The organism is Pseudoclavibacter sp. RFBB5 (assembly GCF_002931555.1).
GTDB lineage: Bacteria > Actinomycetota > Actinomycetes > Actinomycetales > Microbacteriaceae > Pseudoclavibacter.
Window position 1 is genome coordinate 552923 of sequence record NZ_PSTZ01000001.1, and the last position, 12386, is coordinate 565308.

Annotated in this window: 12 protein-coding genes; 10 read left to right on the plus strand and 2 right to left on the minus strand. The window is 69.4% G+C overall.

The window, feature by feature from the left end:
* Nucleotides 1–85 precede the first annotated feature (85 nt).
* From C5B97_RS02595 to C5B97_RS02625, 7 genes are all read left to right on the plus strand, one after another.
* A complete protein-coding gene (locus C5B97_RS02595) occupies nt 86–2044 on the plus strand; it encodes a DUF2264 domain-containing protein (protein WP_104310553.1) in 1959 nt (652 codons plus the stop codon).
* 63 nt (nt 2045–2107) lie between these two features.
* Complete coding sequence (locus C5B97_RS02600; RefSeq protein ID WP_104310554.1) at nt 2108–3400, plus strand: ABC transporter substrate-binding protein; 1293 nt, start codon at nt 2108–2110, stop codon at nt 3398–3400.
* 63 nt (nt 3401–3463) lie between these two features.
* Nucleotides 3464–4411, plus strand: a complete 948-nt coding sequence (locus C5B97_RS02605; protein WP_104310555.1) for a carbohydrate ABC transporter permease — start codon at nt 3464–3466, stop codon at nt 4409–4411.
* A 149-nt stretch (nt 4412–4560) separates the two neighbouring features.
* The gene (locus C5B97_RS02610) at nt 4561–5325 is read left to right on the plus strand and encodes a carbohydrate ABC transporter permease (protein WP_368845301.1); all 765 of its coding nucleotides are present in this window, start codon (nt 4561–4563) and stop codon (nt 5323–5325) included.
* A 3-nt stretch (nt 5326–5328) separates the two neighbouring features.
* Entirely contained in the window at nt 5329–5991 is a 663-nt protein-coding gene (locus tag C5B97_RS02615) for a ferredoxin-NADPH reductase (RefSeq protein ID WP_104310556.1), read from the plus strand.
* 32 nt (nt 5992–6023) lie between these two features.
* Nucleotides 6024–7193 carry a glycoside hydrolase family 88 protein gene (locus C5B97_RS02620; protein WP_104310557.1) on the plus strand — a complete coding sequence of 390 codons (1170 nt, stop codon included), beginning with the start codon at nt 6024–6026 and terminating at the stop codon, nt 7191–7193.
* 28 nt (nt 7194–7221) lie between these two features.
* A complete protein-coding gene (locus tag C5B97_RS02625; protein ID WP_104310558.1) occupies nt 7222–8085 on the plus strand; it encodes a fumarylacetoacetate hydrolase family protein in 864 nt (287 codons plus the stop codon).
* A gap of 21 nt (nt 8086–8106) precedes the next feature.
* Here the strand turns inward: C5B97_RS02625 and C5B97_RS02630 are convergent, their stop codons facing one another.
* Complete coding sequence (locus C5B97_RS02630) at nt 8107–8367, minus strand: hypothetical protein (protein ID WP_104310559.1); 261 nt, start codon at nt 8365–8367, stop codon at nt 8107–8109.
* A 134-nt stretch (nt 8368–8501) separates the two neighbouring features.
* Between C5B97_RS02630 and C5B97_RS02635 the strand changes: the two genes are divergently transcribed.
* Together C5B97_RS02635 and C5B97_RS02640 are read left to right on the plus strand one after the other, a co-directional pair.
* Nucleotides 8502–10049, plus strand: coding sequence for an FAD-dependent oxidoreductase (locus C5B97_RS02635; protein ID WP_104310560.1), 1548 nt, complete (start codon nt 8502–8504; stop codon nt 10047–10049).
* 227 nt (nt 10050–10276) lie between these two features.
* On the plus strand, nt 10277–10621 hold the full coding sequence (locus C5B97_RS02640) for a hypothetical protein (protein ID WP_104310561.1): 345 nt from the start codon (nt 10277–10279) through the stop codon (nt 10619–10621).
* Between the two features lie 76 nt (nt 10622–10697).
* Here the strand turns inward: C5B97_RS02640 and C5B97_RS02645 are convergent, their stop codons facing one another.
* Nucleotides 10698–11030 carry a hypothetical protein gene (locus C5B97_RS02645; protein WP_104310562.1) on the minus strand — a complete coding sequence of 111 codons (333 nt, stop codon included), beginning with the start codon at nt 11028–11030 and terminating at the stop codon, nt 10698–10700.
* A 243-nt stretch (nt 11031–11273) separates the two neighbouring features.
* On the opposite strand from C5B97_RS02645, the gene C5B97_RS02650 reads away from it, so the two are divergent.
* Nucleotides 11274–12191: an ATP-grasp fold amidoligase family protein gene (locus C5B97_RS02650; RefSeq protein WP_104310563.1), complete on the plus strand. Its 918-nt coding sequence runs from the start codon at nt 11274–11276 to the stop codon at nt 12189–12191.
* Nucleotides 12192–12386: the final 195 nt, after the last annotated feature.

The following is a 12386-nucleotide window of genomic DNA, read 5'->3' on the forward strand; positions in this document are numbered from 1 at the left end:
TCGAGAATGATTGCTACTCTTTCGAAACGTCACCACCCCCGGGGGACGCCGCAGGCACCCCGGACGGCAATTCAAAGGAGAATCCGTGTCCACTGCACTCACGCCCGAAGCGCCCGCCGCTGCGCTTCCGTCAGCGTCGCAGCGAGCATGGACCCGCGACGACTGGACCGCCTACGCCGACCGCCTCCTCACGGGCGCCATGGCCTGGTCCTCTCCGGGCAAGGGGCGCATCACCCCTCCCGGCGCGGAGGGTGGCTACGGTCACGACATCGACGGCCTCGAGGGCTTCGCCCGCACGTTCCTCCTCGCCGGCTTCCGCATCGCGGGGGAGCGCGGCGAGGGCGTCGACGAGCTCATCTCCTTCTTCTCCGAAGGCGTCCGCACGGGCGTCGACCCGGATGCGGCCGACCGCTGGGTGCGCCTCGAGGAGCACCCGCAGGCGAAGGTGGAGGCGGCGTCGCTCGCCCTCATCCTCGACCTCACGCGCCCCTGGATCTGGGATGCGCTCGACGAGCTCACGCAGCAGCGCGTCATCGACTACTTCGCGCCGGCCGTGGGCGACGACACCTACCCGCGCACGAACTGGCTGTGGTTCCGCCTCGTCGTGCAGACCTTCCTGCGCTCCGTCGGCGGCCCCTGGTCGCCGGAGGACGTCACCGACGACCTCGCCCTGCACGACTCGTTCGTGCGCGCCGACGGCTGGCTCTCCGACGGCGACGAGCGCTCCTACGACCACTACGTCGGCTGGGCGCTGCACATCTACCCCGTCCTCTGGTCGCGGATGCGCGGGGCCAGCGAGCTCGCGGGCGACCGCCTCGCCGGAGACGTCGCCGCCCTCGACCGCTTCCTGCAGGACGCCGTGCACCTCATCGGCGGAGACGGCTCCCCGCTCCTGCAGGGCCGCAGCCTCATCTACCGCTTCGCCGCCGCCGGCCCGTTCTGGGTCGGCGCGCTCGCGGAGGTTCCCTCGGTCTCGCTCGGCGCGCTCCGCCACGCGGCCGAGAAGGTCGTCTCCCACTTCGCCGAGCGCGGCGTGCCGGACGAGCGTGGCCTCCTCACGATGGGCTGGCTCGACGAGTGGCGCCAGCTCGCTCAGGCCTACTCCGGCCCCGCCTCCCCGTACTGGGCCTCGAAGGGCCTGCTCGGCATCCTCCTCCCCGCCGACCACCCCGTCTGGGCCGCCGAAGCCGACCCGCTCCCCGTCGAGCAGGGCGACTTCGTGCGCACGATCGCCGCCCCGGGCTGGGTCGTCACCGGTACGAAGAGCGACGGCATCGTGCGCATCGCCAACCACGGCACCGACCACGCGAAGCCGAACACGCTGGTCGGCGACTCGCCCCTCTACGCCCGCATCGCCTACTCGAGCGCAACCAGCCCGCTGCTCGACGACGCCGCCTGGCACGAGCCGCTCGAGCAGTCGGTCGCGCTCGTCGAGAGCGCCACCACGGGCGAGAACGCCACCACGGGCACCGAAACCGCCACGCACCGCGCCGCGATGGAGCTCCTTGCCACGACCACCGACGGCGACGCCGGCGTGGCCGCATCCACCTGGCTCGCCCACACGCTGGTCCCGAGCGCGAAGCAGCAGCGCCACGGCTCCGGCCTCGACGGCGAAGCGACGGTCGTCGCGCGCCTCACGGTCGTCTCGGTCGTGCGCGGCGCCGAAGAGGTGCGCCTCGCCCGCGTCACCGACCTCGCCGACGGCGTCGACGAGAGCGACTGGATGCTCCGCTGGGGCGGCTGGCCCGTCACGAGCCGACAGGATGCGCAGATCACGAGCGCACTCCGCGGCCTGACGGCGGGCACGACGGCACGCACCGTGACGCGCACGGACGCGAGCCCGCTCGGCGCATCCACCGCGGTGCCCGTGCTCGACGCCCCCGTCGAGGTCGGCACCTGGGCCGCCGCCCACCTCACCCTCGCGGGCGCAGACCACACCCCAAGCCCCACCACCGGCGTCGAGCTCACCGATGAGCTCGCCGCCATCACCTGGTCGGACGGGGCGCACAGCACCGTCGACCTCACCAACTACCGCCTCTCGTAGCCCGGGCGTCGGTTTTCAGGGATCCGAAGCGGGTCTCGTTCATTGCAGCAAAGGAGCAGCACCATGAAGAAGCGCACCATGATCGCCACTGCGGGCCTCGCCGCCGCCGCACTGGCCCTCACCGGATGCAGCGGTGGCGGGAGCGTCGACCCAGACGGTCCCATCACGCTGTCGGTGTCGGGCTGGAGCGTCGCATCCACCCCCGAGTTCCAGCTGCTGGCGGACGGCTTCACGGAGAAGTACCCAGACGTGACCGTCGAGGTCGTCGACTACGACCCCGCCGAGTACAACACGCTCATCACGGCCGACCTCGCGGCCGGTTCGGGCCCCGACATCATCACGCAGAAGGAGACGAAGTTCGTCACCACCTTCCAGGAAGGCGGACAGCTGCTCGACGTGTCCGACATCGAGCTGCCCGAGGGCATCAGCGGCGCCGCGTCGTACGAGATCGACGGCACCACGTGGGCGACCCCGTACCGCCAGGACTCGTGGGTGCTCTACTACAACAAGGCCCTCTTCGACCAGGCAGGCGTCGCCTACCCGGACGGCAGCTGGACCTGGGACGACTACGTCGAGAACGCCGACCTCCTGACGCAGAACCTCACCGCAGCGGGCTCGACCGCCAAGGGCGCGCACCAGCACAGCTGGCAGTCGACCGTCCAGGGCTTCGCCAACGCGCAGGCTGACGGCGACATCTTCAGCGGAGAGTACGACTACTTCGAGAAGTACTACGACAACTCGCTCAAGCTGCAGGACGACGGCGCGCAGGCCTCCTTCAACACGGTCACGGCCAACAAGCTCACCTACCAGGGCGAGTTCGGCAAGCAGAAGGCCGCGATGATCCCCATGGGCTCGTGGTTCGTGGCGACGCTCATCTCGCAGCAGGCGGCCGGCGAGGCCGACGACTTCGAGTGGGGCATCGCACCTGTGCCGCAGATGGATGCATCCACCGCCGGTCTCGAGAACACCCCCGTCACGTTCGGTGACCCTGCCGGCTTCGGCATCAACGCCAACATCGACGAGGGCAAGACGCAGGCCGCCAAGGACTTCCTCGCCTACGCAGCAAGCGAAGAGGCGGCGACGAAGCTCGCCGGCATCGGCATCACCCCGGCGCTCCTGAGCGACCCGGTCGTCGAGGCGTACTTCGGCGTCGAGGGCGCCCCGCAGGACGAGCTCTCCGCGTTCGCCGTGCAGACGCACGAGACGCTCCCCGAGAGCCCGACCAACTCGAAGACCGCCGCCGTCCAGAACATCCTGAACGACATGCACTCCTCGATCCTCTCCGGCTCGAAGTCGGTCAAGGACTCCATCACGGAGGCCGAGACCCGAGTCGCCAACGAAGTCGGCCTCGACTAACCCCTCTCGTCGGTCGGCCGGTGCTCTCTCACCGGCCGACCGGCACCTCTCTCCAGGAGAATCATGACCACCACAACGGAACCGGCGCAGCCGAAGGCCGCGCCTGAGGGCCTGTCGCCCGAGGCGCGCAAGCTGCGCAACCGCTCACGTCTCAAGCGCTCGCTTGTCGGCTGGAGCTTCATCCTGCCGAACTTCCTCGGCTTCGCGACGCTGACGCTCGTGCCCGTCATCGTGCTGTTCTACATGTCTCTCACGAACTGGAACATCTTCGGCACCTCGACGTTCGTCGGCTTCGACAACTTCACCCGACTCCTGGGCGACGGCAGCTTCCAGGTCGCGTTCGGCAACACCATCTACTACTCGGTGCTGCACATCCCGCTCACGATCGTCGTTTCGCTCGGGCTCGCGCTGCTGCTCAACAACAAGCTCCGCGGCGTCGCGTTCTTCCGCACGGCCGCGTTCTTCCCCTACATCACGTCGATCGTCGCGATCGCGCTCGTCTGGAACCTGCTCTTCAGCCCGGACTTCGGCCCCATCAACGAGGGCCTGCGCCTCATCGGCATCGACAACCCGCCAGGCTGGCTCACCTCCATGGAGTGGGCGATGCCCGCGGTGGTCATCATCAGCACGTGGCGCGACATGGGCTACTACATGGTGCTCTTCCTCGCGGCCCTGCAGACGGTGCCGCCCGAGCTGCACGAGGCCGCACGCGTCGACGGCGCGAACGCGTGGCAGCGCTTCTGGAACGTGACGCTGCCTTGCCTGCGCCCGACGATGTTCTTCGTCACCGTCATGCTGACGATCAACTCGCTGAAGATCTTCGACCTCATCCTCGTGCTCACCGAGGGCGGGCCGGGCCAGTCGACGACCGTCATCTCCCAGTTCATCTACCGCAAGGGCTTCGAGGAGAACGAGTTCGGATACGCGTCAGCGGCCTCCGTCGTGCTGTTCCTGCTCTGCATCGTCGTCACGATCATCCAGTTCATGTGGAACAAGCGGAAGGACAGCTGATGTCCCAGACCATGGCAGTCGTCCTCCCCGAGGAGACCACGACCCCCCTCTCGACCGACCACGTCGAGCCCGCGAAGCCCGCTGGCAAGAAGGAGCACAAGCTCGCTCGCGCGCTCCTGTACGTCATCCTCATCGTCGCCGCGGCCGCGATGCTCACGCCGTTCTTCTGGATGATCATGAGCTCCCTCAAGGAGGCCAACGCGGTCTTCTCGGTGCCGGTGCAGTGGATCCCCGAGGTCTTCGTCTGGCAGAACTACGTCGACATCTGGACCAAGTCGGACATCATGACCTGGATCGGCAACACGCTCATCCTCTCGGTCACCGTCACGGCCCTGCAGGTACTCACCGGCTCGTTCGCCGCCTACGGCTTCTCGCGCGTCAAGTTCCCCGGCCGCGACGTGCTCTTCCTCCTCTACGTCGGAACGATCGCCGTGCCGTGGCAGTCGTACATGATCCCGCAGTTCATCCTGCTGTCCAACGCGAACCTCTCGAACACCCTCTGGGCGATCATCCTGCTGCAGGCGTTCGGCGCCTTCGGTGTGTTCCTCATGAAGCAGTTCTACGAGACCATCCCCATGGAGCTCTCCGAGGCGGCCCGCCTCGACGGGCTCAGCGAGTACGGCATCTGGCGGCGCATCATGCTGCCGCTGTCGGTCCCGGCCATCGCGAGCCTCTCGCTGCTGACGTTCGTCAACACCTGGAACGACTACCTCGGACCGCTCATCTACCTGCGCGACCCGAGCCTCTGGACCATGCAGCTGGGCCTCAAGAACTTCGTCTCGAGCCTCTACGACGTCGACTACGGCGTGCTCTTCGCGGGCCTCACCATCTCGGTGCTGCCCATCGCGATCGTGTTCCTCCTCGGCCAGCGGTACTTCGTCGAGGGCATCGCGACCAGCGGAATGAAGGGCTAGGCCATGAAGCGCATCTCGCACGGCGTCTACGCGACGGCGTTCAACGTCACCTACCTGGCGCTCGCCGTCAACCTGATGCTCGCGGTCATGAGCCTGCCGTTCCTCGTGCTGCTCGTGACCACCGACCCGTCACTGTCGTGGCCGCTGCTCGCGGCGAGCGCGGCGCTCACGGGGCCGGGCATCGCGGGTGCGTTCGCGACCTTCCGTGCGCACGCTGAGGGGGACACGGATGTGATCCGCGCCTTCATCAGCGGGGTGCGCCGCACCTGGAAGCGGGCGCTCGTGATCTCGGCGGTCACGTCCGCCGTGGTCACGGTCGCGCTCGTGGATGTGTTCGTGCTCGTCCCGACGGGCATCGGCGTCCTCCTCGTGCCGCTGCTCGTCGTCGTCGCGATCCTGACGCTCGCGACCGCAGCCGTGACGCTCGTGGCCATCACGCAGGCCGAGGACACGCGCCTGCTCGTGCTGGCGCGCGCATCCCTCATCCTCGCCGTGCGCCGCTGGCCGCTGACCTTCGCCTCGTTCGCGATCGTCGGCGTCCAGGCCGCCGTGCTCACGGCGGCCCCGGCCATCGCCATCGGCATCACCACCGCCGCCTGCCTCTACGTCGTCTGGGCTGGCGGCCGCTTCACCCTGCAGCAGGCACCCGCGCGCGTCGCGGCCTGACTGACCTCCCGAACTCTCACGAAGGAACACCCATGACTTTCGCGCCCGCATCCACGACCGTGGAGAACGCGCTGGCAGCGGCCACCGACACCGTTCGACGCAATATCGAAGCGTTCGGTGCCGCCTACCCGGACGACACGACCAGCGACAACAGGTACCTGCTTCGCCCCGCCACCGACACCTTCGCGGAAGGCGCCAACCGCGGCTGGACCACCAGCTTCTGGCCGGGCATGATGTGGCTCGCCGGCGACGTCACGGGCGACGCGGTCTTCCACGAGGCCGCGCTCGCGCACGCCGTCGACTTCGAGCGCCGCCTGTACGGCGACGAGGATCTCGAGACGCACGACCTCGGCTTCCTCTACTCGCTCTCCGTCGTCACTGCGTGGAAGCAGACCGGCGACGAGCGCTGGCGCACGGCCGGCATCAAGGCCGGCGAGCGCCTCATGACGCGCTTCCTCGAGCCGGCCGGCATCCTGCAGGCCTGGGGCGACCTCAGCGACCCCGCGCAGCGCGGCCGCGCCATCATCGACAGCCTCATGAACATGCCCCTGCTCAGCTGGGTGGGCGAGCAGACGGGCGACCCGCGGTACGCGGATGCGGTGCGCCGGCACACGGAGCAGCTGCGCACGCAGATCTTCCGTGCAGACGACTCGACCTTCCACACCTTCTACTGGGATGCGGAGACCGGCGAGCCCCTGCGCGGCGGCACCGAGCAGGGCGCGTTCGACGAGTCCTGCTGGGCGCGCGGCGAGGCCTGGGGCATCTACGGCTTCGCGCTCAACTCGCAGACGGTCGGCGACCCGCGGCAGCTCGAGGCGGCCTGGCGGTGCGCCGACTACTACCTGGCGCACCTGCCGAGCGACGGCATCCCGTACTGGGACCTCGTGTACACCGAGGGCAGCGATGCGCCCCGCGACAGCTCGGCCGCCGCGATCGCCGCATGCGGGTTCTTCGAGCTCGCCGCCGTCGAGCCCGACCCGGAGCGCTCGGCCCGGGCGCTGCAGGCGGCGCACGCGCAGATCGACGCGCTCATGGCCGAGGCCACCCCGCAGCCGCCCGCGTCCTCTGACGCGCTCCTCCTGCACGGGGTCTACGACCTGCCGAAGCTCGTCGGCGTCGACGAGGGCACCCTCTGGGGCGACTACTTCTACCTCGAGGCGCTGACCCGCGCCTCCCGCCCCGACTGGAAGCGCTACTGGTGAGCGGCGTCATGGGCGAAGGAGTCTGCGCATGAGGATCGTCAACTGGGACCGCGCTGGTGTCAGCGTGCCCGCAGCGCTCGTCGACTCGGGCGACGGCGACCAGCTGGTCGACCTGTCGGGCGTCGCCGCCTCGACGCTCGAGCTGCTCACCGATGAGGGGGCGCTGGCGGATGCACGTGCCGTGGTCGACGCGGCGGATCCAGCCAGCCTCCCTGCTCGCGATGGCGAGCGCCTGCTGGCGCCGATCACACCCCGCGTGCTGCTGTGCATCGGCTACAACTACCGCGGCCACGTGGTCGCAGGCGGAGAAGGACAGCCCGACCCGGAGCATCCGGACGTGTTCGTGAAGACCGCCAACACGACGTTGGGGCCGGACGACGCTGTGGTCCTGCCGCCGCAGAGCGACGACGTCGACTACGAGGGCGAGATCGGGGTCGTCATCGGGCGCACGGCGCACGCCGTCTCCGCGGAGGACGCCCTCGACCACATCGCCGGCTACACGCTGGTCAACGACGTCTCGGCCCGCGACTGGCAGAACCGCACGAGCCAGTGGACGCTCGGCAAGTGCTTCGACGGGTTCGCCCCGTTGGGGCCAGCCGTCGTGACGGCCGACGAGATCGCGGACCCCGCGAATCTGCTCGTCGAGGTGGTCCGCGACGGGAAGACGACCGTCTCGCAGAGCACGTCGACGCTAATCTTCCCGTTCGCGGAGATCGTCTCCTACGTGTCGCAGTCCATCACCCTCCAGCCGGGTGACGTCATCGCGACGGGATCGCCGCAGAAGCTCGAGGATGCGCTGCGCGAGCACCGCCCGCTCGTCGACGGCGACTCGGTGCTCATCCGCGTGGCCGGCATCGGCGAGCTGACGACGCGCTTCCGCACGGCGGACTGAGCGCTCCGGCCGTCTCGAGAGCTACGGGGTCGGCGTCGGGCTCATCGTCTCCGACGGGGTCGGCGAGTCGGTCGTCGACTCCGTCTCCTCGGGATCGGGGGAGACCGTCATCGTGTCGTCCTCGTCCGCGGTCTCCTCGGTCGTCGATGTCGGCACCCCGGTGTCGGGGGAGATCGGGCTCTGGACGACCTCGTCGCCACCGCAACCGGCCAGGAGGAGAGAAGCAGCGAGTGCCGCGGAGGCGGCGAAGGCAGTCCGTAGGGTCTTGGCTGTTGGTGTCATGCGTCCAGTCAAGACAAGCCAGCTGGGAAGTTCGTTCCCCCTTGACACGGTGACGTGCGCTCGTTCTCACCGTCCTCATCCGCCAGGAGTCAATACTGACGTGAAACTCGGGTTGGCTTCCTACCGTTGGCGTCATGAGCGCAGCGAAGCACGACTCTGACCGGCACGGCATCTGGACAGCCCTCGGGCAGCGGACGACCGAGCACCCCGAAGCACTGAGCGTGGAAGCCGACGACGCCTACGACGTACTCGTCGTCGGCGCTGGGATAACGGGGCTCACGAGCGCCGTGCTGCTCGCCGAGTCCGGCCTTCGGGTCGGGGTGCTCGAGGCCCACGACCTCCGCGCATCGGCCACCGTCAACAGCACGGGCAAGCTGTCGCTCCTGCACGGCCAGACACTGGCATCGCTGCGCAGCAGGCGGGGCGACGAGGTCGCGGCCGCGTACGTGCACGGCAACATCGCAGCCATCGACTGGGCGAGGGCGTTCTGCGCCGAGCGGCACGTGCCGATGCAGGAGCGCACCTCCATCCTCTTCGCCCGCACCGAGCAGGGCGCGAAGCAGGTCGGGAAGCAGCGAGAGGCCGCCGAAGCGCTGCGTCTCCCCATCGGCGACCAGGTCGCCCGGGAGCTGCCGTTCGAGATCCTCGACGCCATCACCCTCGACGGCGGCCTGCAGCTCAACCCCTACGAGCTCATCCTCGCGCTCCTCGAACGGGCCATCGAGCTCGGCGTGCACCTCTCCCTCAGCACGCGAGTCACGGGCGTCGACCACCACCGCACGCACGTCGACGTGCACGCGAGCCGCGCCGGCCGCGACCTCTCCGTGCGCGGCGCGCACGTCATCATCGGGACCGGCTTCCCCATCGTCGACCGCAGCGCCGAGTTCACGACCCTCACCGCCTACCGCTCCTACGCGCTCGGCTTCGAGACCGGGATGCCGCTGCTCACGGGCATGTACCTGGGCCTCGACAGCGAGACCATCTCGCTGCGCGAGTACACCACGGCGGGCCGACACCACCTCGTCGTCGGCGGGGCCGGTCACAAGGTCGGCGCCAGCGTCTCCTCCCGCGAGCGCGTGGATGGCCTCAGCCAGTGGGGCCAGGAGACGTTCGGGCTCGTGAGCCCCGAGAAGTACCGCTGGTCGGCGCAGGACTACGAGGAGCCGGACATGACGCCGTCCTCGGGCGTGGCCACGCCCGCCCATCCGCGCATCCTCTACGCCACCGGCTTCAACAAGTGGGGACTGTCGAACGGCATCGCCGCCGCCCACGATCTGCGCGGGCGCATCCTGGACAGCCGAGACGAGTGGATGCACACCCTCTACGACCGGCGCGTGACCGCTGCCACGGTGGGCGGCCTGGTCGCGCGGGGCGCGGAGGTCGGGGTGACCGCGGTCGGCGACTGGGCGCGAGCCGAGCTGTCCACGCCGGAGGCGCATCCGGCGGAGGGGGAGGGGAGCGTCGGCCGATCGGGAGGCGTACCGGTGGCCGTGAGCACGGTCGACGGGGTGACCCGTTCCGTCTCGGCGGTCTGCACGCACCTCGGCGGTGTGCTGCGGTGGAACGACGAGGACTGCTCGTGGGATTGCCCGCTGCACGCGTCCCGGTTCGCGCCTGATGGGACGCGGATCGAGGGGCCGGCGACGTCCGACCTTCCGTCTCGTGACGCCGACGGGGCGTAGCCGCGCATCCCCGGGCATCCGGAACGCGGGCCAGGGTAGCGGTGTCGGCCTCGTCGCGCTAGGAGAACGGCGCAATTGCTGGGCGGGGACAGACTAGAGGCACCCGTCGCCGGCCCCTGGCTCGATCCCCCGACTGGGCGTCCACGATGTGGACCCCTGGGCCAGGGGCCGTCGTCGGGGTGATCTGAGCAGGTCAGCCCGATGCCCCCGACGCGAAGCCAGGTCCTATGCGCTCCCACCTTTTCCAGCTGCCCGCGTTCGACGCGAGCGCGCTGCCGTTGCCCCTGGCGCTGCCGGCGGAGCCACCGGTGGTCGCGGCGTTCCCGTCTTCCATCGATCTGATGGTCACGGGTGTGGTGGTGAGCGTGGCGGTGCTGTTCGTCGTCGGCGTCTGGGTCGCCGCGGCGATGCGGTTGCGCAGCGGGCAGCGGATGTCTTTGGACCTGGTGGGACGTGTGGAGCGGGCGCAGCGCATCAACCGCACGGCCACCATCTCGACGCTGCTCGCCTCCGGTGCGATGATCGCGCTGCTGATCGTCTGGGTGGTCGTCAGCCTGGTCTGGCTCTCCTAGGGCGCCGACTGCGCTCCCCGGACCCGCTGGCCTGAGCGAGCGGGTGCGACGTGGCGAGCCCGGCCGAGCCGCTCGGTCAGCGCGCGGGCCCGGAGATCTTCGCCCGCGAGCGGCGGGCCACGACGGAGCTCGCACGACTCGTCGACGGCTTCTCGCCGGTCGAGGCGCGACGGGTCGCGAGCTGCGCCTCGCCTTCGCAGCAGGCCGCGACGAGCGATTCGATCGCCCGCTCAAGCTGCACGTGCTGGCTGATCTCGACGCCGGTGTCCACCCGTGCGCCACGGAGGACGACGTGCACGCCCTCGACATCGACGATGAATCCGAGTGGCGCCCCTTCGCGTTCGAGGGCGACGATGCCTGCCGTGGTCTGCGTGAGTTCGTATCCGGTCAATGCGGAGATGGGAATCATGGGGGAGCTCCTCTGCCGTTCCTGAAAAGCGTGACGGGGCGGTCTGGGAGGAGCTTGGAGATTTTCGGGTTTTCGACCGAGGGTGACAGCTGCTCCGGGGATCGCACCACCATGACCAGGCATTTTGCTGCCAGCAGTGTTGTCGCTAGCTCAACGAAGGAATTTGCGCAAGCCCCTCGGGCAATTCGGTCCGAAGGGAGGGCGCGGCGCGGTTGACCGCGAGATGCGCGGCACACTAGGCGGATGCCCGCACCGATCACCCCCTGGCGACGCCGGTTCCGTCGATGGCGCGAGCGCAGTCGCCTCGTGCGCCTGTGGCGTCTCGCCCGCACCTCGAGCCCGGTCACGTTCACCGACAAGGTGCGGTACAAGATGCTGCGCGATCGGCGGCCGCTGATCGTGACGTTCGCGGACAAGGCCGCCGTGCGCGGGTACGTGGAGGCGGCCGTGGGCGCGCGCTACCTGCCCGAGGCCTACGGGGTGCTCGACGACCCTCGCGGGCTGGAGGCCCTCGAGCTGCCGGAGTCGTACGTTGTGAAGCCGACCCACGGTTCGGGTGCAGTGGTCGTCGTTTCGCCCGCCGCGCCGGTGGACTCGCGGCTGCCGGAAGCCAGGTGGGGGTGGGTGTACGCGCACGTGCGGCCGGAGCACGCGAACCGTGAGCACCTCGCGGCCATCAGCGAGGGGTGGGTGTCGAAGCTGTACGGCCAGGGCCCCAACAAGGAGTGGGTGTACGGGCGGATGCCGCGCCGCGTGCTGGTCGAGGAGTATCTCGTCGGCGAGGACGGCGCGGTGCCGGAGGACTTCAAGTTCTTCGTGTTCCACGGGGTGGTCCACTTCGTGCAGGTCGACGGCGGGCGGTTCGGCGAGCGGACGCAGGATTTCTTCCGACCTGATTGGACGCACCTCGACATGTCGGGCGGTCTGCCCTGGCGGACGCCGACTCCGCCTCGACCGGCTCGTCTCGACGAGATGCTCGAGGTCGCAGCCAGGCTCGGTGCGGAGACCGACTTCGTGCGCGTCGACCTCTACCATCTGCCGGATCGGGTCATCTTCGGCGAGCTGACGAACTACCCGGCCGGTGGCGACAGCCCCTTCGAGCCCGAGAGCTGGAACACGGCCTTCGGTGAACCCTGGCGGGTTCCCCGGCGCTACCGCTGAGGCGCACCGCCCGCCCGCCCGCCCGCCGTCCTGCGACAGATGTGGGCCTTGGACCGCTGAATGTGCGCAGCGCGGTGAGCAAGGCCCAGGTCTGCGGATGGGTCTGCAGCAGACCTGGGGGTTGTGCACGCCTCCGCGCGAGCTGCGGTGCGCAAGGCCCAGGTCTGCTGCAGACCCATCCGCAGACCTGGGCCT

What these genes read in the sequence shown, in the direction of transcription:
- C5B97_RS02600 (WP_104310554.1), top strand. Translation starts at nt 2,108, where the DNA reads ATGAAGAAGCGCACCATGATCGCCACTGCGGGCCTCGCCGCCGCCGCA.
- C5B97_RS02605 (WP_104310555.1), top strand. Translation starts at nt 3,464, where the DNA reads ATGACCACCACAACGGAACCGGCGCAGCCGAAGGCCGCGCCTGAGGGC.
- C5B97_RS02610 (WP_368845301.1), top strand. Translation starts at nt 4,561, where the DNA reads ATGCTCACGCCGTTCTTCTGGATGATCATGAGCTCCCTCAAGGAGGCC.
- C5B97_RS02615 (WP_104310556.1), top strand. Translation starts at nt 5,329, where the DNA reads ATGAAGCGCATCTCGCACGGCGTCTACGCGACGGCGTTCAACGTCACC.
- C5B97_RS02620 (WP_104310557.1), top strand. Translation starts at nt 6,024, where the DNA reads ATGACTTTCGCGCCCGCATCCACGACCGTGGAGAACGCGCTGGCAGCG.
- C5B97_RS02625 (WP_104310558.1), top strand. Translation starts at nt 7,222, where the DNA reads ATGAGGATCGTCAACTGGGACCGCGCTGGTGTCAGCGTGCCCGCAGCG.
- C5B97_RS02630 (WP_104310559.1), bottom strand. Translation starts at nt 8,367, where the DNA reads ATGACACCAACAGCCAAGACCCTACGGACTGCCTTCGCCGCCTCCGCG.
- C5B97_RS02635 (WP_104310560.1), top strand. Translation starts at nt 8,502, where the DNA reads ATGAGCGCAGCGAAGCACGACTCTGACCGGCACGGCATCTGGACAGCC.
- C5B97_RS02640 (WP_104310561.1), top strand. Translation starts at nt 10,277, where the DNA reads ATGCGCTCCCACCTTTTCCAGCTGCCCGCGTTCGACGCGAGCGCGCTG.
- C5B97_RS02645 (WP_104310562.1), bottom strand. Translation starts at nt 11,030, where the DNA reads ATGATTCCCATCTCCGCATTGACCGGATACGAACTCACGCAGACCACG.
- C5B97_RS02650 (WP_104310563.1), top strand. Translation starts at nt 11,274, where the DNA reads ATGCCCGCACCGATCACCCCCTGGCGACGCCGGTTCCGTCGATGGCGC.